Below are 21557 nucleotides of genomic sequence, written 5' to 3' on the forward strand. Positions count from 1 at the left end.
CTAACTGACCGCCATCAGCGAGCTGGCGACGCCGGGCGCGGGCTCGCCGTACCACACCGCTTCCCGCACCGGGACCGGTTTGGTGATAAGCCCGAGGGCGTAAAAGCGATCGGCGATGGTCTGCTGGGCGCGGATCACCGACAGATCCATCGGCCTTGGGCGATGGCTACGGCGGGCGAGGGCGATGCGCAGCGACCGGGCGTCAATCCCCAGCTCTGCTGAGAGTAAGCGGGCCGCTTCGCCACGATGCGAGTCGATAAACTGCCCGGTGTGGGTCAGCTCCGTCAGCAGGCGGCGCATGATATCGCCGTGCTGAGCGAGATAGTCCCGTCGCGAGAGATAAAACTGATGGTTGTTGACCCGTCCTTCGCCGCTGGCGACCACCCGCAGCTCGCCGGTGTGTTCGGCGTCGCTGAGCAGCGGATCCCACATCATCCAGGCGTCCACCGCCAGATAGTCGCTGGCGGTCAGCGGGTATTTCGGCGGGGTATAGACCACCCGCACGTCGTTCAGCCCCAGCCCGGCGTCCTCGAGGATCTGCAGCAGCAGCCAGTGGACATTCGACCCTTTATTGAGGGCGATGCGTTTTCCGCGCAGATCGCTGAGCTGGCGAATGTCGCTCTCCTGCGGGACGACCATCGCCACGCTGCGCGGCGCCGGCGGCTCCCACGCCACGTACATCAGTTCGCTGTTGCTGGCCTGGGCGAACACCGGCGGCGCTTCTCCGGTGGTGCCAAAGTCGATCTCGTTGCAGGCGAGGGCGTGAAGGAGCTGCGGTCCGGCGGGAAACTCGCTCCACAGCACGTTGACGCCGAGGCTGGCGAAGGCGGTCTCCAGACTCTGGCGGGCTTTCAGGATCCCGAGGCTGCCGAAGCGCTGGTAGCCAATGCGCAGCTCGCGATCGGCCCCGGTCGCGCTGGCGAACGCCCGCGGCGGCGCAGGCGGACGGCGGCGGCTTTTGATCAGTCCGAGGTTAGCGAGCTGGGTGCGTAAGGTATGCCGACTGATCCCTAACAGCGCGGCCGCCTGGCTCTGATTATCGTCGCAATGCGCCATGGCGTGGCGGATCAGCGCGCTGGTCACCCGCTGCCACAGCGGCTCGCCGGGAAGCGCCAGCTGGTGGCGAATAAAGTCGTCCAGTTCATGATCGCTCGCCGGCGACGGGGCGTCGTTGAGCGTCGCCAGGCGCAGCTGGGCGGGGCTAATCTCCTCTTCTTTACTGAGCAGCACCGCGTTGTGCAGGGTGTTTTCCAGCTCACGAATATTACCCGGCCACGCATAGTCCATCAGCCGGGCCAGCGACTCCGGCGCCAGACGCAGGGTTGGCCGGCCGAGGCGGCGGGCATAGAGCGATAAAAAGTGGTGAGCCAGCTGCGGGATATCCTGCCGACGCTGGCGCAGCGGCGGCAGCGGCACCACCGCGATATTCAGCCGATAGTAGAGATCTTCGCGAAAGCGGCGCTCGCGGATTGCCTGGGCCAGGTCGACGTGAGTGGCGGCAATTACCCGGACATTCACTTTAATCGCTTTGCGCGAGCCGACGCGGGTAATTTCGCGCTCCTGCAGCACCCGTAACAGCTTGACCTGCAGGGGCAGGCTTAATTCGCCGATCTCGTCCAGCAGCAGCGTCCCCCCTTCCGCGGCTTCAAACCAGCCGGGCTGTCCCTGCTGCGCGCCGGTGAAGGCGCCTTTCTCATGGCCGAACAGTTCGGCTTCGGCAAGGCTCTCGGTTAGCGCGCCGCAGTTAACGGCCAGAAACGGCTGCTGGCGGCGGGGACTGTGGTGATGGAGATAGCGCGCCACCACCTCCTTGCCGGTGCCGGTTTCGCCCACGATCAGCACGGTAGCCTCCGTCGGCGCGAGCTTGTCCAGCAGGCTCTGGAAAGCCTTCGATGCCGGGTCGATCAGCGCGGGCGCGGTGGAAGGGGATTCTGGGTTCAGCATAGCGGGCCTCCGGTCGTTGACCTCCTGAACTTATCCTGCGGCGGCGGCGGAAACCAGAGGGGGAAAGGCCGACGGCTGTTGCAAATGCGCCAGCGGATGCGCGGCGGCTGCGGGATTTGCAACAGCACGACGCGCGTGGGATGTTTTCAATCCCTTGATTTTAAAAATGTAATTTTTTATTCACCATTGGCATGATTATCGCTAACACTCATATAACCAAATTAAAACTTCTCTTCGATAAATATCGGATATGGTTATATAGGAAATAGATAATGACGCAGCAAGTTCCCGACAAGATCAATGTCTTCTGGTTCTTACCTACCCATGGCGATGGCCGCTATCTGGGCACCACCGAGGGTGGACGTCCGGTCGATTTACCTTATCTGCAGCAGGTGGCGCTGGCGGCCGACAGCCTGGGTTATTACGGCGTGCTGATCCCCACCGGTAAAAGCTGTGAAGATTCGTGGCTGGTGGCCTCGGCGCTGGCGCCGTTGACCCGCCGTCTGCGCTATCTGGTGGCGGTCAGACCGGGTCTGCAGCCGCCCACTCTGGCGGCGCGGATGGCGGCCACCCTCGACCGTTTATCGGAAGGACGGCTGCTGATCAATGTCGTCACCGGTGGCGACCCGGTGGAAAACAAAGGCGATGGCATCTTTCTCAGCCACAGCGAACGCTACCAGGTGACCCGCGAATTTCTCGACGTTTACTCCCGCCTGCTGCGCGGGGAGAAAGTGGACTATCACGGGGAGCATATTCATGTCGAGGGGGCGGAAGTGCTGTTTCCGCCGGTTCAGGAGAATGGCCCGCCGCTGTACTTCGGCGGCTCTTCTGAGGCGGCTATCGATGTGGCGGCCGAACAGATCGACAGTTATCTAACGTGGGGCGAACCGCCGGAACTGGTGGCGGAGAAGCTGGCGGTGGTGCGCGAGCGCGCCGCGGCCCGCGGGCGCACCCTGCAATATGGCATCCGTCTGCACGTCATCGTGCGCGAAACGGAAGAGGAGGCGTGGGCCGCCGCCGACCGGCTGATCGCCCATCTTGACGACGACACCATCGCTCAGGCGCAAAAGATCTTCGCCCGCATGGACTCGGCTGGCCAGGCGCGGATGAGCGCCCTGCATCAGGGATCGCGCGACAATCTGCGTATTGCCCCTAATCTGTGGGCCGGCGTCGGGCTGGTGCGCGGCGGTGCGGGTACCGCGCTGGTGGGTAATCCGCAGCAGGTGGCGGAGCGCATCCGCGAATATCAGGCGCTCGGCATCAGCAATTTTATCTTTTCCGGCTACCCGCATCTGGAAGAGGCACACCGCTTCGCTGAGCTGGTGATGCCTCTGCTGCCGCTGGAAAACGCGGCCTCGTCGAAGGCGCGCAGCGTGAACACCGGTCCGTTTGGCGAAACCATCGGCGGCGATAAGCGCCCGGTGCGCCAGGCCAGCGCCAGCTGATGGCCAGGAGCGCGACCATGAGACAGCATACCGGAGGAGGGCAGCGATGAGTGCAGAACCGCATATCGTGATTATCGGCGGTGGCTTCAGCGGCGCGGCGGTGGCGATTGAGCTGCTGCGCCTGGCGCCGAACGGGGTGCGCGTGACGCTGCTGGAGCCGCGTCAGACTCCCGGCGCCGGGGTGGCCTACTCCACCGCGGAGCCGACGCACCGGATTAACGTCCCGGCCGCCCGTATGCAACTGACCGGTGATGAAGAGGGCGCCTTCGATCGCTGGTACCGCCGTCAGCCTGCCTTTGCCGCCGATGCGCAGGCGCTGCGCCCGGACGGTTCCGTCTACCCTCAGCGCGGCCAGTTTGGTCGCTATGTGGCACAGCGTTTTTCCGACGCCGCGGCCGCCAGCGGCGGACGGCTGCGCCACCTGCGCGATCGGGCGTTCGCTTTTCATCAGGGGACGGTTAGCACTGAGGGCGGACTGCAGCTTAAGGCCGACCTGCTGGTGCTGGCGATCAGCCATCCACCGCCTTCGCTGCCGGCGCAGGCCGAAGCCTGGCGTCACCATCCGGCGCTGATTGCCAACCCGTGGCAGCCTGGCGCGCTCGACGCCATCGCCCCGCACGCCCGGGTGGCGGTGATGGGCACCGGATTAACCATGGCCGATACGGTCGCGACGCTGGACCGGTTGGGCCACCGCGGCAGTATCATCGCCTTTTCGCGCCACGGCCTGCTGTCGCGCGGTAACCTCAGCGGCGCGGGGGCAGCATGGCCCGGCGACTATCAGCAGGGCAACTTGCGCCAGCGCCTGCGCCAGATCCGCCTCGATGTGGCGTATGCGGCGCAGCAGGGCCTGAGCTGGCAGGTGGTGCTGGATGCGGTCCGCCAGCAGGGGCAGCGGATCTGGCAGGCGCTCAGCGTCGCCGATCGCCAGCGTTTTCTGCGCCATCTGCGCCATTACTGGGATGTCCACCGCTACCGCGTGGCGCCGCAGGTCGCCGAGGTGCTGGAGGCGCGCCAGCGCACGGGCAGTCTGCAGGTGCAGGCGGCCAGGCTACTGTCGATGAGCGCTGAAGGCGAGACGCTGCGTCTGACGCTGGCGCGGCGCGGCGGCGGCGTGCAGACCCTGAGCGTCGATCACCTGATCCTGACGACCGGACCCGCGCACCGTGCCCTAACCGACAGCCAGCCATTTTTACAGGACCTTGCCCGCCGCGGCCTGATTCGCGCTGATGCTCTCGGCATGGGCCTGGAGGTGGACAGCCGTTCCCGGGCAGTGGCTGATCCGCAGGTTGAGGCGCTGCCGGTGCTGGTGGCCGGTCCGGCCGCCCGCGGGCGTTTTGGCGAACTGATGGGCCTGCCGCAGGTAGCCGACCATGCCGCTGAGGTGGCGGCGCAAGCGTTACTCACGCTCGGGATCCCGCAGGACTCCCGATGTCCAGCGTACTGAATACCTCCCTTTACCTTCCCTGATTCATTTTGCCGCGTGCGCCCCGGCGACGGGCCGCGCTATGGAGATTGCTATGTCATCACAACGTGAAATTCGTCTTAACGCTTTCGATATGAACTGCGTCGGCCATCAGTCGCCGGGCCTGTGGGCGCATCCCCGGGATCGCTCCTGGCAGTATAAAGATCTGGAGTACTGGGTGGATCTGGCGCGACTGCTGGAGCGCGGCAAGTTCGACGGGCTGTTTATCGCCGACGTGCTTGGCGTCTACGACGTGCTGAACGGCAGCGGCGACGCGGCGATCCGCCAGGCGACGCAGGTGCCGGTCAACGATCCGCTGGCCCTGATCACTCCGATGGCGCTGGTGACGGAGCATCTGGGCTTCGGTCTGACCGCCTCGCTGTCGTTTGAGCATCCTTACCCCTTCGCCCGTCGTCTGTCGACGCTCGACCATCTGACCAAAGGGCGGGTGGGCTGGAACATCGTCACCTCCTATCTGGAGAGCGGGGCGCGCAATATCGGCCAGCAAACTCAGACCGACCACGACACCCGCTATGACTATGCCGATGAGTATTTGCAGGTGATCTACAAACTGCTGGAGGGAAGCTGGGAGGACGGGGCGGTGCTGCGCGACAGAGAGCGCAGGATCTTCAGCGATCCGCGGAAAATCCATCCCATTAACCATCAGGGACAGTTCTTTTCCGTGCCGGGGATCCACCTCTGCGAGCCATCCCCGCAGCGCACACCGGTACTGTATCAGGCGGGAGCGTCCAGCCGCGGCAAACAGTTCGCCGCCGGCCATGCCGAATGCGTCTTCGTCGCTGCGCCGTCGAAAGTGCTGCTGAAGAAGACGGTGGCGGATATTCGCCGCCGGGCGGCTGAGGCGGGGCGCGATCCGCACAGCATTCTGATCTTCAATCTGCAGACGGTAATTGTTGGCGACACCGACCGCGAGGCGCAGGCGAAATGGCAGGAATATAAGCAGTACGTCAGTTATGAAGGCGCGCTGGCGCTGCTCTCCGGCTGGACGGGGATTGATTTCGGCCAGTATCAGCCGGATCAGGTGCTGAAGTATCTGCACACCAACGCCATTCAGTCGGCGGTGGAGGCCTTCTCCACTGCGGACCCGAACCGGCAGTGGACGGTGCAGGCCCTGGCCGACTGGGCCGGTATCGGCGGCTTCGGCCCGCTGGTGGTCGGCAGCGCGCAAACCGTGGCGGACGAACTGCAGTCCTGGGTCGAAGAGACGGATGTCGATGGCTTTAACCTTGCCTATGCCGTCACCCACGAAACCTTCCGCGACGTCGTCGAGCTGCTGGTGCCAGAGCTGCAAAAGCGCGGCGTCTTTAAGCAAGAGTACCGTGAGGGGACCCTGCGCGAAAAACTGTTCGGCGCCGGTCCGCGTCTGGCCGCGCCTCACCCGGGCGCCAGCTACCGACGCGATGCGCGCACGGCGGCATCGGTAGAGGAGAAGGTGACATGATCGCTATCGATGATCTGCATAAAAGCTACCGCACGGCGGATGGCCGGCTCAGCGCGGTGCTGAAAGGGCTGTCGCTGCAGGTGCCTGAGCGCTCCATCACCGCGGTGGTGGGGCCGAGCGGCGCCGGTAAATCAACTCTCGCGCGCTGCATCAGCCTGCTGGAGCGCCCGGACAGCGGCAGCATTCGTATCAATGGCCTGGATCTGTCGGTGCTGTCCGGCGAGGCGCTGCGCCGGGAGAGGCGGGCGATTGGCACCGTTTTCCAGTCTTCGGCGCTGCTGAGCCGCAGGACCGCCTGGGAGAATGTCGCCCTGCCGCTGGCGTGGCTTGGCGTGGTGGAGCGCGATATCAAGGCGCGGGTCGGTGAGCTGCTGGAGAGCGTCGGCCTGAGCCACAAAGCGGATGCCTGGCCGGCCCAGCTCTCCGGCGGCCAGCGCCAGCGGATCGCCATTGCCCGCGCGCTGGCGCTGCGCCCGTCCGTTCTGCTGGCGGATGAAGCCACCTCCGGCCTCGATCCTCAGGCCACGGCCTCGGTGCTGACTCTGCTCAAGCGGCTGCGTGATGAGTACCAGTTGGCGATCGTCCTGATCACCCATGAAATGGACGCCGTGCGCTCGGCGGCGGATGCGGTGGCGGAGATCCGCGACGGGACGATCGTCCAGTACGGGCGGCTCGAAGATCTGCTGGCGCGTCCCGATTCCCTGCTCGGCCAGCAGCTGTTGCCGCTGACGCCGGCGGCAGCGGCCCACAGCGATTTGCTGCTGCGTCTGAGCTACCGCTGGGATGTGCCGGTGGCCACCGACTGGATCAGCCGCCTGAGCCAGCAGTGGGCGCTGCAGATCGATCTCCTTGGCGGCCACGTCGAGGTGATTAACGGTCGACTGGCCGGTCGTCTGCAGGTTGGAGTGCGCTTTCAGGGCGAACGCCTGTCGCCCGCGCGGCTGCAGGGCCTGCTGGCGCAGCTCGGCATGACGGCGGAGATCCTCGACAGCGCGCCGTTGCTCAGGGAGGCGGTATGAAACCGACAGTCAACAGCCAGGACACCCCCTGGAGCGAAATCCCTTCGCTGCTGCTTCCCGCCTATGGCGAAACCTGGCTGATGGTGGCCATTGTGATGCTGTTTGTCGTCACGCTGGGAGGGCTGGTGGGGGTGGTGCTATTTAACGCCTCGCCGCGGGGATTATTTCCGCACGCACTGCTGTACCGGCTGCTGAACTGGGTGGTCAACATGGGACGTTCGCTGCCGTTTCTGGTGCTGATGGCCGCTATTATCCCGTTCACTTACTGGCTGACCGGCACCACGATTGGCATCCCCGCCGCGGTGGTGCCGATGATCGCCGCCGGCGTCCCGTTCTTTGGCCGTCTGGTGGAGAACGCGCTGCGCGAGCTGCCGGCGGAGGTCACCGCGGTGGGCGTCGTCTGCGGTGGATCGCGCTGGCAAATCATTGCCAGCGCGCAGCTCAGTGAAGCATTGCCGGCGCTGGTGGCGGCGGTGACGCTAAACCTGGTCTCGATGATCGAGTATTCGGCCATCGCCGGGACCATCGGCGCCGGGGGCATCGGCTACCTGGCCGTGGTGTACGGCTATCAGCGCTTCGACAACCATATCATGATCGCGACGATCGTGGCCCTGATCGCCACGATCCAGGTGATTCAATTTTTGGGTGACCGCCTGGTCAACCGTTTACGCCACACGCAGGGGAACCTTGTATGACAACAGAGCAATTTGAGTTACGTAAAGCGCGGCGCTGGCCCTGGCTGGCGGCGCTGGCGGTGATTATCCTGCTCGCCATCGCTTTCTGGTGGTGGCGGGGACATACCCAAAGCCAGCAGGTGGTCTTCGGCAGCACGTTAAAAATTCACTATGAGCCGGCGATGGCCGGCGAGCAGCGGATTATTGAATATATTAATCAGCATATTGCGCCCGATTACGGCCTGAAGCTGGAGGCGGTGGGGGTGCAGGATCCGGTTCAGGCTGACCGCGCGGTAGCGGAAGGACAGTATGACGGGACGATCTATCAGCATCAGTGGTGGCTTAAACAGGTGGTGGACGCCAACGGCTTTGCGCTGTCGACTACGGTGCCGGTGTTCCAGTGGGCGTTCGGCATCTATTCCGACCGCTACTCGTCGGTACAGGCGTTGCCCAACGGCGCGACCATCGTGGTGCCTGACGACGGCGCCAATCAGGGACAGGCTCTGTGGCTGCTGCAGCGCATTGGTTTGATCTCGCTTGACCCGGCGGTAGAGCCGCGCACGGCGAAGCTGAAAAATATTGTCGACAACCCGCATCAGTTTGTCTTTAAAGAGCTGGATCTGCTGACCATGCCGCGGGCGTTAAATTCGGTGGATGCCGCCATCGGCTATGTCTCGCAATTTGACGCCGGGAAAGTGCCGCGTGAGAAAGGCATTTTATTCCCGCCGGCGCCGCGCACCTTTGCTTCGCAATTAGTGATTGGTACGCCGTATTTATCGCAGGAAAATATCGTCAAATTAAAACAGGCCTTTTCTGACCCACGGATCCAGACGTGGTTAAAAACCACCAACGATCCGCTGGTAAAAGACGTATTAGTTCCGGTATCGGCGGAATAAGCGTCCTGCACGACGTCTCTTTTCGTTGTTATTTACTTCCTTTTAGGATGCGCGAAAGCGCGTCCTTTTTGTGCTGGTGATTTTAATTAACTTATTGATTATATTGATTTTTATAGTATGAATTGTTGTTTTGATTCTCGCCGCTCGAGGTTTATAACCGCTGATGACCTGCACAAAATAATAAGGTGAAAAAATGAGTACATTACCAGTGGATAATCCCGGTATCGCTTCGGTACCGGTCAGTAGCGTCGTGGATGTGGCGCGGCTAATTAATTCCGGCAGGGAACAGGCGAAATATGCGCGGATGATTGTCTTCCTCGCGCTGGGCGGCGTTTTTCTCGACGCGTATGACTTAACCACGCTCTCTTACGGTATTGATGACGTCGTGCGTGAATTTCAGCTCTCGCCGCTGCTGACCGGCCTGGTGACCTCCTCCATTATGGTCGGGACCATTGTCGGCAATATTATTGGCGGCTGGCTGACCGATAAATATGGTCGCTATTCGGTGTTTATGGCCGATATGTTCTTTTTCGTTATTTCGGCTATCGCCGCCGGGCTGGCGCCAAACGTCTGGGTGTTGATTGGCGCTCGCTTCCTGATGGGCATCGGCGTCGGCATCGACCTGCCGGTGGCGATGTCCTATCTGGCCGAGTTTTCCCGCTTTGCCGGCAAAGGCAACAAAGCGGCTCGCCTCGCGGCGTGGTGCCCGATGTGGTACGCCGCCTCAACCGTCTGCTTTCTTATTATCTTCGGTCTCTATTTCCTGTTGCCGCAGGAGCATCTTGACTGGCTGTGGCGCGCCTCCCTGCTGTTCGGCGCCGTGCCGGCGCTGCTGATTATCGCCGTCCGCAGCCGGTTCATGAACGAATCCCCGCTGTGGGCGGCGAACCAGGGCGATCTGACCTCTGCGGTGCGCATCTTACGCGACTCCTGGGGGATCCATGCCCATGAGGTCCCGACGGCGAAGCCGGCGTCGGCGCCGAAAGTGAGCTTTCGCGTGCTGTTCGAAAAACCCTACCGTGAGCGGACTATCGTCGCCGGGGTGATGAACATCTGTATCTCCTTCGAGTACACGGCGATTGCCTTTTTCCTGCCGTCAATTCTTGCCCAGTTTCTCGGGGCTGGCGTCTTCGAAACTATTTCGGCATCACTGGGGCTGAACGCCCTGTTTGCCTTTACCGGCGGGCTGCTTGGTATGCATCTGGCGTGGAAATACCCTTCGCGTCATGTGGCGATAGCCGGCTTTGCCCTGCAGTTTGTGGCGCTGATTGTGCTGGCGCTGGTGGGGCAACCGCACGCGACGGCAGGCATCGTACTGGCCATCGCGATGCTGGGACTGTGGCTCTTCGCCGAAGGATTTGGCCCGGGGGCGCAGCTGATGATCTACCCGGCGCTCTCCTATCCCACCGCCATTCGCGCCACCGGGGTCGGTTTCAGCCGGGCGCTCTCCGGGATCGGCAGCGCGCTGGCGCTGTTTATTCTGCCGCTGCTGCAGGCCTCGCTCGGCACGCAGATGTTCTGGGTGGTCTCGCTTGCCGCCATTATTCCCATTTTCTTCCTGCTGGCGGTCCGTCATGAACCGACACGAGAAGATATTGACGCAATTCATGAATAAGGAACCGACTATGACCTTGCTCTCCACTGGCACCGATTATGACGCGCTGGCGGCCGCCTTCCGCCCGATATTCACCCGCATCGCCCAGGGCGCCGCGGAACGCGAACAGCAGCGCGTTCTGCCCGAGGAGCCGATCCGCTGGCTGAAAGAAGCGGGCTTCGGCACGCTGCGTATCCCGCGCGAGAAGGGCGGCTGGGGCGCTTCGCTGCCGCAGCTCAGCGCGCTGCTGATTGAGCTGGCGCAAGCGGATTCTAACCTGCCGCAGGCCCTGCGCGCGCACTTTGCTTTTGTGGAAGATCAGCTGAATCAGCCGGATTCCGCCGGGCGCGACCGCTGGTTTCGTCGCTTCCTTGACGGCGAGCTGGTGGGCAGCGGCTGGACGGAGATCGGCGCGGTTAAGCTGGGGGACGTGAACACTCGGGTGACGCCGGCAGAGGGCGGCTGGCGACTCGACGGCGAGAAGTTCTACAGCACCGGCGCGCTGTACGCCGACTGGATCGATGTGTTTGCCCGGCGCAGCGATACCGGTGGCGATGTGATTGCCCTGGTCAGCACCCAACAGCCCGGCGTGGCGCGGGAAGATGACTGGGATGGCTTTGGCCAGCGGCTGACTGGCAGCGGGACCACCCGCTTCACCGACGCCCGGGTGGAAACCGACCACGTCTACGACTTTGCCCAGCGCTTTCGCTATCAGACCGCCTTCTATCAGCATGTGCTGCTGGCGACCCTCGCGGGCATCGGCCTGGCGGTTGAGCGGGATGCCGCGCAGGGCGTCAAGCACCGGTCCCGGATGTACAGCCACGGCAACGCCGCCGTACCGCGCGATGATGCCCAGGTTCTGCAGGTCGTTGGGCAGATTAGCAGCTGGGCATGGGCGACCCGGGCCGCGGTACTGCAGGCCGCAGAATCGCTGCAGCAGGCCTATGTGGCGCACGTCAGCGACGACGAAGCGCTGATCGCCCGGCGCAACCAGCTGGCGGAAGTGGAAGCGGCGCAGGCGCAGGTGATCGCCAGCGACTGGATCCCGCGGGCGGCGACGGAGCTGTTCAATGCCCTCGGGGCGTCGGATACGCGTACCCGTCTGGCGCTGGACCGTCACTGGCGCAATGCGCGGACGGTCGCCTCGCATAATCCGGTGATTTACAAGGCGCGCAATATCGGAAACTGGCTGGTGAACGGTGAGGCGCCGACCTTCATCTGGCAGATTGGCAATGGTGAGAAAACGGCGGGATAAGTCCGTCGGCGACGGGGGGCGCAATGCCTCCCGCCGCCGGGAAAACTAAGGTTTATCCAGCGACCAGGTGGCGCTGCGTACGTCGACTTTCACCGGCAGCAGGCCGATGCGCGTAAAGGTATCCGCCAGCGCCTGCTGTTCGTTATACACCGCCGGCGTCATGCGTTCAGCGCCGTAGGGCAGGCGGGCCAGGGTCTTCAGCCAGATGGCTTTATCCAGCCCGGTTGAGGTCGACAGGAGGCCGGCGGCCTCGTCCTGATGGCTGTTCGCCCACACACTGAGTTTACCCAGCTCATCCACCACCTGTTTTGCCGTCTCCGGGTAGGTATCCGCAAACTTACGGCTGGCGAGATAGAAGGTGTAGTGCGGCACCAGCCCCTCGGCGTTGCTTATTTGTCGCGCTTTCGCGTTGGTTTCCACTTCCGCGAGGAACGGATCCCAGATCACCCACGCATCAATCGCCCCGCGCTGGAAAGCGGCGCGGGCGTCCGCCGGCGGCAGATAGACCGGGGTGATGTCTTTATAGCTGAGGCCCGCTTTTTCCAGCGCGGCGACCAGCAGGTAGTTGACGTCGGACCCCTTGTTCAGCCCCACGCGCTTGCCCTTCAGATCGGCTACGCTGCGGATCGTCGACTGCTCCGGGACCACAATCGCTTCCGTTTTTGGGTTAGCGGGGGAGTGGGCAAGGTAGACCAGATCGGCTTGCGCCGCCTGGGCAAAGGCCGGCGGCGCATCGCCGGTGGCGGCCAGATCGATACTGCCGACGTTGAGCCCCTCCAGCATTTGCGGACCGGCGGGGAATTCGACCCAGCGGACGGCAATGCCCTGTTTTTTCAGGCTCTCATCCAGGGTGCCGCGATATTTCAGCAGCGCGAAGATGTTCGCCTTTTGATAGCCGATGTTGACGGTCTCCGGCGCTTTGGCCAGCGCGGAGGCGGAAAGGGCGGCGAGGACCAGCGGCCAGGCGGGGCGGAATCGGTTGGACATTGTCTGTTCTCCTTAGCGTTTTGCGTAAGGTAACAAACAGCGCTTATAACCATTAAATAACTAAATTTTAATTGATATAACAAAAGGTGGGTGAGAGGGCCCGCCGCGGCGACGCGTGGCGGGCCAGCAGGTTAATCGCAGGCGACGATCTTCATCGCCAGACCACCGCGGGAGGTTTCCCGGTACTTGGCGTTCATGTCTTTGCCGGTTTCGTACATGGTCTCAATGACTTTATCGAGGCAGACGCGCGGCTCGCTGGTCCGGCGCAGCGCCATTCGCGCGGCGTTGACCGCTTTCACGGCGGCGATAGCGTTGCGTTCGATGCAAGGCACCTGCACCTGGCCGGCGACCGGGTCGCAGGTCAGACCGAGGTTATGCTCCATAGCGATCTCTGCCGCGATGCACACCTGGCCCGGGCTACCGCCCAGCAGTTCCGCCAGACCGGCCGCCGCCATTGAGCAGGCGACGCCCACTTCACCCTGGCAACCCACTTCGGCGCCGGAGATCGAGGCGTTCATCTTATACAGCGAACCAATCGCGCTGGCCACCAGCATATAGCGGGCCAGGGAGTTGCTGTTCACCTTGCGGATAAACTTGTCGTAATAGGCCAGCACTGCCGGCACGATACCGCAGGCGCCGTTGGTCGGCGCGGTTACCACCCGGCCGCCGGCGGCGTTCTCTTCGTTCACCGCGAGGGCGAACATATTGATCCAGTCGACCACCGCCATCGGGTCGCTGTTGGTGGTGTCCTGGCTCACCAGCATGCGGCGCAGCGCGGCGGCCCGGCGCGGAACGCGCAGTTTGCCCGGCAGGACGCCTTCGGTGGTAATGCCGCGCTCAATCCCGGCGCTCATCACTTCCCACACCGCGGCGAAGTGTTGCTCCAGTGCCTCTTTACTGTGTAGCGCCAGTTCGTTCTGCATCATCAGGCCGGAGAGCGACAGCCCGGTTTCGCGGCAGTGACGCTGCAGGTCGGCGGCGTTTTTATAGGGGTAAGGGACGGCCACCGGCGCGTCAGTGGTCTGGCCGAAGTGCGCTTCATCGACGATAAAGCCGCCGCCGATGGAGTAGTACGTCTGGCTGTAGAGCACCTGGTCGCCGGCCAGGGCGGTGATGCGCATGCCGTTCTCATGCAGCGACAGGTTGTCGGCATGGAAATTCATGCACTGATCGACCGGGAAGTCCACTTCGTGCTGGCCGTTGGCCAGCATCAGGCGACCGTGGGTGTTAACGTCCTGAATAAATCCCGGAATGGCGTCAATGTCGACGGTGTCCGGCAGGTTGCCGGCGAGCCCCATGATAATCGCGATATCGGTATGGTGGCCTTTACCGGTCAGGGAGAGGGAGCCGTAGACGTCGACGACGACTTTGCTCACCTCGGCCAGCAGGCCGCGCGCGATCAGGTCGTCAGTAAATTGTTTGCCCGCTTTCATCGGTCCAACGGTATGGGAGCTGGAAGGGCCAATGCCGATTTTAAAGATATCGAATACGCTGATCATATGTATTCCCGTGCTGTCGGAAAGCGCGCCGCCGTTCAGCGGCGCGGGGGGAGGTGTTGACTGAATTAGCTGAACAGCGAGTAGAAGATCGCGGAGATGGCAATCAGACCCATAATCACCACGAAGACGTTGCTGACGTGGCCGCTGTATTTACGCATCGCCGGCACTTTCTGAATCGCGTACATCGGCATCAGGAACAGGATCATCGCGATAATCGGGCCGCCGAGGGTCTCGATCATGCCGAGGATGCTCGGGTTCAGCGTCGCTACAATCCAGGTGGTAACCAGCATGAACAGCGCGGTCAGCTTATTCAGTTTGTTGATTTCGATCGATTTGCCTTTACCGCGCAGGGACTTAATCACCATGCCATTAAAGCCTTCGCGGGCGCCAAGGTAGTGGCCGAGGAAGGATTTGGTGATGGCGATCATCGCGATGATCGGCGCCATCCAGGCAATGATTGGCGCGTTAAAGTGGTTCGCCAGGTAAGACAGAATCGAGATGTTCTGCTCTTTCGCCGCCGCCAGGTCTGCCGGAGAGAGGCTCAGGACGCAGCTGAAGACGAAGAACATCACGGTCAGCACCATCATGATGTGGGCGCGAGCCAGGATGCTGGAGCATTTTTTCTCGGCGCCTTCGCCGTACTCTTCACGCTTGGCAACCGCGAAGGAGGAGATGATCGGCGAGTGGTTGAAAGAGAAGACCATTACCGGGATCGCCAGCCACAGGGTCATCAGCAGGCCGTTGCCGGTGACGGAGGCGCCGCTCAGGGAGAGGGTCTCCAGCGCCGCGCCGTTCCACTGCGGGATCAGGTACAGCGCCAACACCATCAGGGCGATAACGAACGGGAACACCAGCACGCTCATCGCTTTTACAATCATCTGCTCACCGAAACGCACGATAGTCATCATGCCGACGATCAGGATCAGCGACAGAATAGCGCGCGGCGGCGGCGTCATGTGCAGCTGGTGCGCCATGAAGCTTTCGACGGTATTGGTGATCGCCACGCTGTAGACCAACAGGATTGGATAGATAGCGAAGAAGTAGAGCAGGGTAATCAGCTTACCTGCGCCTACGCCGAAGTGTTCTTCAACCACTTCAGTAATGTCTTCGCCCGGGTTTTTGCCGGAGAGCACGAAGCGGGTCATACCGCGGTGGGCGAAGAAGGTCATCGGGAAGGCCAGAATCGCCATGATAATCAGGGGGATCATGCCGCCGACGCCGGCGTTGATCGGCAGGAACAAGACGCCCGCGCCGATCGCTGTACCGTACAGGCCCAGCATCCACATGGTGTCGGTTTTACGCCATCCGCTGCGGGTTTCGCCCGAAACGATGGTGCTGGTTTGAGTGGTTTCCATCTGTATCTCCTGGAGGAATCAACAAAATCTAATGAACAAATACAATTGTGTAACACGAAATTCGTTTAATTACGGTTTTTTTAGAAATTTTCTCCGTAATAATTGGGCCGGAAAGATACATTTATATGGTTTATGCATCAGTGATCGCGATCTCAAATGCAATAATCCACTTTCAATGTGCGTATTTTTAGTCCAACAGCCTGTTTCTGGTGATCAGCCAGCGATTTGTGGCGCGCAGGCTACCATTTGCAGCATATGAGATAAAAGCGGGGCGGCGTAATAACGAGGGATTTACTGTAAAAAAGAGAAGTGGTCGACGTTTTCGCGCTTAAAACCATTTTTTGCAGTGATAATTGTCGCAGTTTTTACTAACGCAAACGATTGGCTATGTAAAAACAATTCAGGTGTTTGATTAGTCACAGAAAGGTTTTTGGCGCGTTTTGGAAGTCAGAGAAAGCGTGCCCGCCGGGGCAACAGGCTGCCCCGGCGGGACGGAAATCAGGCGATGATTTCGTAGCAGGGAATATAGGCGGTACCGCCAGGAAGCTTCATGCGGTGCTGGGCGACGAAGCCCTGCAGCAGATCGTCCATGCGGCGCATCATCTCCGGGTCGCCGTGCAGCTTGTATGGACCGTACTGCTCGATGGCCTGGATGCCCACCTCTTTGACGTTACCTGCGACAATGCCGGAGAAGGCGCGGCGCAGGTCGGCGGCCAGCACTTCCACCGGCTGGTCCGGGGAGAGTTTGAGGTTGGCCATGTTTTCATGGGTCGGATCAAACGGCATCTGCAGGTCCGGCGAGATACGAATCGACCAGTTGAAGCTGTAGGCGTCGTCGGTCTCGCGACGGCTCTCTTTCACCAGCGGCATCGCTTTTTTCATCTGCCGCGCCACTTCCGCCGGGTCGTCGATGATGATCCGGTAGTGGCGACGGGCGGATTCGCCCAGGGTATGGGTGATAAATTCGTCCAGCACGCGGAAGTAGTCAGCGCTCTCTTTCGGTCCGGTGAGGATCAGCGGCAGCACCTGCGCTTTGTTATCCGGATGCATCAGAATACCCAGCAGGTAGAGCAGTTCTTCGGCGGTGCCGACGCCGCCCGGGAAGATGATGATCCCGTGGGCGATGCGCACGAAGGCCTCCAGACGCTTTTCGATGTCCGGCATGATGATCAGTTCATTGACCAGCGGGTTTGGCGGTTCTGCGGCGATAATGGACGGTTCGGTCATGCCGATAAAGCGGCTGTCTTTGTAGCGCTGCTGCGCGTGGCCGACGGCGGCGCCTTTCATCGGCGCTTCCATCGCGCCAGGCCCGCAGCCGGTGCAGATATTCAGTTCCCGCAGTCCCAGCTGCGTACCGACGCGGCGGGCGTAGAGATATTCGTTTTCGTTGATCGAGTGGCCGCCCCAGCAGACGATCATGTTCGGCGCTTCGCCGACGTGTAGCGCGCGGGCGTTGCGCAGGATCGAGAACACCAGGTTGGTGATATGGACCGAACTTTCGAGATCGAGGTTCGGGAAGCGAACGGTATTGTGGATCTGGCCGTACACGAAGAGGATGTCGCGCAGTACGGCGAACAGGTTGGCCTGCAGGGAACGAATAATGCGCCCGTCAACGAAGGCGTCTTCCGGCGGGTTGATCAGTTCCAGCTTCACGCCGCGTTCGCGACGTAGCACGTTAATATCGAAATTTTCAAAACGGGACAGGAGCTCCTTGCTGTTATCGGTCAGGCTCCCCGAGTTGAGCACAGCAAGCGAGCAGTTGCGAAACAGTTGATACAGGTCGCTGCTGGCGGTGCGCTTAAGCATATCCACTTCCAGCTGCGACAGCATATCCATTGAACCAAGCGGGCTAACATGTGTAATCAAGTGAACTCCTTACAGGACGCTTATGGTCTTCCTGTGATTACAATAGCCCTGCGAGCGGCGTTTTCACAACCTTGCGCGCGCCTAAACGCACGCAAATTGTGAAAATGTTTATTATTGTCGGGCGAGGCGGCCGGTGGCAGGGGAAAAGTCGCCGTTGCTGCGCCAGGGGTTGATATCCAGACCACCGCGTCGAGTATAGCGGGCGTAAACGGAAAGCGATTCCGGCTGGCAGAAACGGAGAATATCGTTAAAGATGCGCTCGACGCACTGCTCATGGAATTCGTTATGGTGGCGGAACGAAACCAGATAGCGCAGGAGCTGCTCGCGGTCGATTTTCGCCCCACGATACTGGATCTGCACCGAGCCCCAGTCCGGCTGGTGGGTGATCAGGCAGTTGGACTTCAGCAGATGGCTGACCAGCGTCTCTTCCACGATTTTGCCGCTGGCGGCGCCCTGCAGGTAGTCGGCGCTGAACTGATAGTTATCGATCTCGATATCCTGATCGTCGATGCAGGCGCCGTGCAGGTGGGCAATCGGCTGGCCTTCCAGTTCATCCAGACGGTACAGCGACACCTTGACCTCGCCCTGCGCGCAGGCGCTCAGATCGCGGGTCAGCGTCTCTTCAACCTCCTGCCAGCTGGCGAAACGCGTCTGGTTGAAGCTGTTGAGATAGAGCTTAAAGCTTTTTGATTCCACCAGATTGACGGTGGTGTCGGGCAGTTCGACGTGGCCGACGGCCACCTGCGGCAGGCCTTTGCCGTTCAGCCAGGAGAGTTCGTAGAGCGTCCAGATATCGGCGCCGTGAAACGGCAGGTTGTCGGCATGCAGGCCAAGCGGGTCGCGGTTAAGGCTGCGCGGAACGCCCTGCAGCAGCGAGGCGTCATAGGTATCGCGGTAATCGGTTGATTTACCGAGCGTCAGGCCGGCCAGCGCCTGATGATTATCGTAAGAAGACATGTTTCACCATAGTAAAGCGGGTACACTATTAGCCCAGTGTATCCTGTCTAACGTGAAGAGAGAAACCGGTGGACCATCAGACCGCAGAAGCGCTGCATGCTTTTACCCAACGTTATTGCGCCGCCTGGCAGCAGCAGCGCCACAGCCTGCCGCGCAGTGAAGAGCTTTACGGCGTTCCGTCGCCTTGCGTCGTCGACACCCAGGACGAGGCCGTTTTCTGGCAGCCGCAGCCGTTTTCGCTGGCGCAAAATATCAGTGCGGTTGAACGCGCCCTGGATATTGTGGTACAACAGCCGCTTCATTCTTATTATACCACTCAGTTTGCCGGCGATATGACCGGCCGGTTCGCCGGCGAAACGCTAACGCTGCTGCAGACCTGGAGTGAAGAGGATTTCCAGCGGGTGCAGGAAAACCTCATCGGGCACCTGGTGGTGCAGAAGCGGCTGAAGCTGGCGCCGACGCTGTTCATCGCTACCCTCGAGAGTGAACTGGATGTCATTTCCGTCTGTAATCTCAGCGGTGAAGTCGTCAAAGAGACCCTCGGCACCGCCAAACGCCTCACCCTTTCCCCCTCGCTTGCGGGTTTCCTCAACCAGCTTGAGCCGGTGCTGTAATCCAGTCTGCCTGGTCATTTGTGAGAGATCTCTTACAAAACCTGTAAGAGATCATCATCATTTAAGGCAAATTTAATCCAATCTTTTTTTGTTAAGTTATTGGTATTAAATTAGATCTTAATTTTTTCGTCCTTTTGAGTGGGGACTAATCTTAAGAGATTGTCTCAAGAAGGGTTGTAAGAAGAGGCAGAATCAGTGATCCTATGTCTGTCGACAGGAAGTCGCGAAATGAAGCGAACATCAGGATGATGGCGCTTCTGCAGGACCCGCCAGGATGGCGTTGCAAGGACAGGCTTCAGGATGAAGCAAGGATAACGCAGGATCGCGTAATGGACACCTCCAGGATGGAGAATGAGAGCCGCTCAGGATGAACGGTGGATCAGGAAGATCGGGACAAACTTAAGGATAAGTCATTTCACATCGGGGTGGTGTGAAAGCAGGATGCACGAGTTTATGGATGAACATGGTCAGGAGACCTCAGGAAAAGTTTTCAAGGACGAGCAGGGAGCACCAATGTAGCGGGAATGCTGCAAAACGAACCGGGAGCACTGTTTATACAGTGCTCCCTTTTTTTATTTCTCCTGCGGATTTGCTATCCTGCGCCCGGTTTTTAACTCATCGAGGTTTCCCCCATGACTCTTCACGATAGCGTGCGCGATCGCCTGCGCGCCATTGAAGCCCTGCTGCGCGAAACAGAACACTGGCAGGAGACGGCGCCGGACAGCAGCGCCTTCGCCAGCGATAAGCCGTTTTGCCTGGATACCCTGGAGCCGCTGGAGTGGCTGCAGTGGGTCCTGATCCCGCGTATGCATCAGCTGCTGGAGAGCGGCCAGCCGCTGCCGCAAAATTTCGCCGTTGCGCCGTATTACGAAATGGCGCTGGATCAAGCCCACCCGGTTCGCGAATCCATGCTGGCGGAGCTGCTGCTGCTGGACGCGCTGTTTGCCGGTGAGCAGGCCTGATGCTGGAGATAATCTACCAGGACGACTGGCTGGTGGCGGTCAACAAACCGTCGGGCTGGCTGGTGCACCGCAGCTGGCTCGATCGCGATGAGAAAGTGGTGGTGATGCAGACCGTGCGCGACCAGATCGGTCAGCACGTTTTTACCGCCCATCGCCTCGACCGGCCCACCTCCGGCGTCCTGCTCATGGGGCTGTCAAGCGAGGCGGGTCGGCTGCTGGCGCAGCAGTTCGAGCAGCATCAGATCCAGAAGCGCTACCATGCGATCGTCCGCGGCTGGCTGATGGAAGAGGCGCTGCTCGATTATCCGCTGGTGGAAGAGCTGGATAAAATCGCCGATAAGTTCGCCCGCGAAGATAAAGGCCCGCAGCCGGCGGTGACCCATTATCGTGGTCTGGCGACGGTAGAGATGCCGGTCGCTACCGGGCGTTATCCCACCACGCGCTACGGGCTGGTGGAACTGGAGCCGAAAACCGGCCGCAAGCACCAGCTGCGCCGCCATCTGGCCCACCTGCGTCATCCGATCCTCGGCGACAGCAAGCACGGCGATCTGCGGCAAAACCGCAGCGCCGCGGAGCATTTCGGCTGCCACCGCCTGATGCTGCACGCCAGCGAACTGTCGTTAACTCATCCCTTTACCGGTGAGCCGCTGACCCTGCGCGCCGGTTTTGACGACGTCTGGATGCGTGCGCTGTCGCAGTTTGGCTGGCGCGGGCTTCTCCCGCTAAATGAAAGGGTTGAGTTTGCCGACGACTGCGGTCAGGATGAAGAGAATAAGGACAATCCTGGGAGATAATAGCATGGCGGAAGTCGGAATTTTTGTCGGCACCATGTACGGCAACTCGCTGCTGGTTGCGGAAGAAGCAGAAGCGATCCTCAGCGGACTGGGACACAAGGCTACCGTGTATGAGGATCCGCAGGTCAACGACTGGGAATCCTATACGGGGAAGTATGTGCTGGTGGTCACCTCCACCACCGGGCAGGGCGATCTGCCGGACAGCATCGTCCCGCTGTATGAGGGCATCAAAGATATGTATCAACCTCACCTGCGTTACGGCATTATCGCGCTGGGCGACAGCACCTACGCCAACTTTTGCGGCGGCGGCCTGAAGTTCGATCAGCTACTGCAGGAGCAGGGCGCGAAGCGCATCGGCGAGATGCTGAAGATTGACGCCAGCGAAGATCCGGAGCCGGAGAGCGTCTCTAATCCATGGGTTGAGCAGTGGGCTACCCTGCTAGAATAAAAGCGCTGCCCTCTCCCTACGCAGAGGGCGCCCTTTCAAGCTGTCGTGGCCAGATACGCGGACAGCAAAAGTGTAGCCCTTTTCGGGCCGCACGCCTTCAGGCAAATGCACAATATCCTTAGCAATATCATGGGTTAAGCTAGCCAGTTTCACCGCGTCAAGAGAGGTATTTCACACTCCGGCTCTTTTTGCTGCCCTTTTGACCACCCGCGGCGCTGGTTTTTCATTTCCGTGAACTTCCCCCCATTCTTTCAGGCATACGCCATAAACCACCTGCAATAGCGGCGTAAAAGCTGTGTAGATGCACGGTGAGCCGCGGTGTGC

At 60.9% G+C, this 21557-nt stretch carries 18 protein-coding genes; 12 read left to right on the forward strand and 6 right to left on the reverse strand.

The annotated features are described in order from the left end of the window. Nucleotides 1-1944: a sigma-54-dependent Fis family transcriptional regulator gene (locus tag GT756_RS14190; protein WP_023319030.1), complete on the reverse strand. Its 1944-nt coding sequence runs from the start codon at nucleotides 1942-1944 to the stop codon at nucleotides 1-3. Between the two features lie 272 nt (nucleotides 1945-2216). On the opposite strand from GT756_RS14190, the gene ssuD reads away from it, so the two are divergent. The 8 genes from ssuD (at nucleotide 2217) to GT756_RS14230 (ending at nucleotide 11751) form a co-directional block, all read left to right on the forward strand. After that, on the forward strand, nucleotides 2217-3389 hold the full coding sequence (ssuD, locus tag GT756_RS14195; RefSeq protein ID WP_004205532.1) for an FMNH2-dependent alkanesulfonate monooxygenase: 1173 nt from the start codon (nucleotides 2217-2219) through the stop codon (nucleotides 3387-3389). Between the two features lie 46 nt (nucleotides 3390-3435). After that, entirely contained in the window at nucleotides 3436-4833 is a 1398-nt protein-coding gene (locus tag GT756_RS14200; RefSeq protein WP_048295488.1) for an FAD/NAD(P)-binding protein, read from the forward strand. A gap of 73 nt (nucleotides 4834-4906) precedes the next feature. Continuing rightward, nucleotides 4907-6313 (forward strand): LLM class flavin-dependent oxidoreductase, encoded by a 1407-nt coding sequence (locus GT756_RS14205; RefSeq protein ID WP_043520773.1) that lies wholly within the window; start codon nucleotides 4907-4909, stop codon nucleotides 6311-6313. Beyond that, entirely contained in the window at nucleotides 6310-7332 is a 1023-nt protein-coding gene (locus GT756_RS14210; protein ID WP_023319026.1) for a methionine ABC transporter ATP-binding protein, read from the forward strand. Before GT756_RS14205 ends, GT756_RS14210 begins: the two co-directional genes overlap by 4 nt. Then, nucleotides 7329-8027 carry a methionine ABC transporter permease gene (locus GT756_RS14215; protein ID WP_160124853.1) on the forward strand — a complete coding sequence of 233 codons (699 nt, stop codon included), beginning with the start codon at nucleotides 7329-7331 and terminating at the stop codon, nucleotides 8025-8027. Before GT756_RS14210 ends, GT756_RS14215 begins: the two co-directional genes overlap by 4 nt. Next, nucleotides 8024-8902, forward strand: coding sequence for a MetQ/NlpA family ABC transporter substrate-binding protein (locus GT756_RS14220; RefSeq protein ID WP_160124854.1), 879 nt, complete (start codon nucleotides 8024-8026; stop codon nucleotides 8900-8902). Before GT756_RS14215 ends, GT756_RS14220 begins: the two co-directional genes overlap by 4 nt. Before the next feature lie 193 nt (nucleotides 8903-9095). After that, a complete protein-coding gene (locus tag GT756_RS14225; protein ID WP_160124855.1) occupies nucleotides 9096-10517 on the forward strand; it encodes an MFS transporter in 1422 nt (473 codons plus the stop codon). Nucleotides 10518-10527: 10 nt separating this feature from the next. Beyond that, nucleotides 10528-11751: an acyl-CoA dehydrogenase family protein gene (locus GT756_RS14230; RefSeq protein ID WP_004205543.1), complete on the forward strand. Its 1224-nt coding sequence runs from the start codon at nucleotides 10528-10530 to the stop codon at nucleotides 11749-11751. A gap of 45 nt (nucleotides 11752-11796) precedes the next feature. On the opposite strand, the gene GT756_RS14235 is transcribed toward GT756_RS14230, so the two are convergent. The 5 genes from GT756_RS14235 to queF form a co-directional block, all read right to left on the reverse strand. Beyond that, on the reverse strand, nucleotides 11797-12738 hold the full coding sequence (locus tag GT756_RS14235) for an aliphatic sulfonate ABC transporter substrate-binding protein (protein WP_160124856.1): 942 nt from the start codon (nucleotides 12736-12738) through the stop codon (nucleotides 11797-11799). A 131-nt stretch (nucleotides 12739-12869) separates the two neighbouring features. Further along, nucleotides 12870-14237 (reverse strand): L-serine ammonia-lyase, encoded by a 1368-nt coding sequence (locus GT756_RS14240; protein WP_017899189.1) that lies wholly within the window; start codon nucleotides 14235-14237, stop codon nucleotides 12870-12872. 65 nt (nucleotides 14238-14302) lie between these two features. Next, entirely contained in the window at nucleotides 14303-15592 is a 1290-nt protein-coding gene (locus GT756_RS14245; protein ID WP_004205549.1) for an HAAAP family serine/threonine permease, read from the reverse strand. Between the two features lie 498 nt (nucleotides 15593-16090). Then, nucleotides 16091-17458: a nucleotide 5'-monophosphate nucleosidase PpnN gene (ppnN, locus tag GT756_RS14250; RefSeq protein WP_004205551.1), complete on the reverse strand. Its 1368-nt coding sequence runs from the start codon at nucleotides 17456-17458 to the stop codon at nucleotides 16091-16093. Between the two features lie 111 nt (nucleotides 17459-17569). After that, nucleotides 17570-18415, reverse strand: coding sequence for an NADPH-dependent 7-cyano-7-deazaguanine reductase QueF (gene queF / locus GT756_RS14255; RefSeq protein WP_004205552.1), 846 nt, complete (start codon nucleotides 18413-18415; stop codon nucleotides 17570-17572). A 68-nt stretch (nucleotides 18416-18483) separates the two neighbouring features. Here queF and syd point away from each other — a divergent pair, with 68 nt between their 5' ends. The 4 genes from syd to GT756_RS14275 all read left to right on the forward strand — a co-directional run bounded on the left by syd (nucleotide 18484) and on the right by GT756_RS14275 (nucleotide 21233). Further along, nucleotides 18484-19029, forward strand: coding sequence for a SecY-interacting protein (gene syd / locus GT756_RS14260; RefSeq protein ID WP_004205553.1), 546 nt, complete (start codon nucleotides 18484-18486; stop codon nucleotides 19027-19029). A gap of 632 nt (nucleotides 19030-19661) precedes the next feature. Continuing rightward, the gene (locus GT756_RS14265) at nucleotides 19662-19991 is read left to right on the forward strand and encodes a YqcC family protein (RefSeq protein WP_002915249.1); all 330 of its coding nucleotides are present in this window, start codon (nucleotides 19662-19664) and stop codon (nucleotides 19989-19991) included. Beyond that, entirely contained in the window at nucleotides 19991-20785 is a 795-nt protein-coding gene (truC, locus tag GT756_RS14270; RefSeq protein ID WP_004205557.1) for a tRNA pseudouridine(65) synthase TruC, read from the forward strand. Before GT756_RS14265 ends, truC begins: the two co-directional genes overlap by 1 nt. A 4-nt stretch (nucleotides 20786-20789) precedes the next feature. After that, nucleotides 20790-21233, forward strand: coding sequence for a flavodoxin (locus tag GT756_RS14275; protein ID WP_004205560.1), 444 nt, complete (start codon nucleotides 20790-20792; stop codon nucleotides 21231-21233). Nucleotides 21234-21557: the final 324 nt, after the last annotated feature.

The sequence above is a fragment of the Klebsiella sp. Q2 genome, assembly GCF_009900705.1.
Lineage (GTDB): Bacteria > Pseudomonadota > Gammaproteobacteria > Enterobacterales > Enterobacteriaceae > Klebsiella > Klebsiella quasipneumoniae.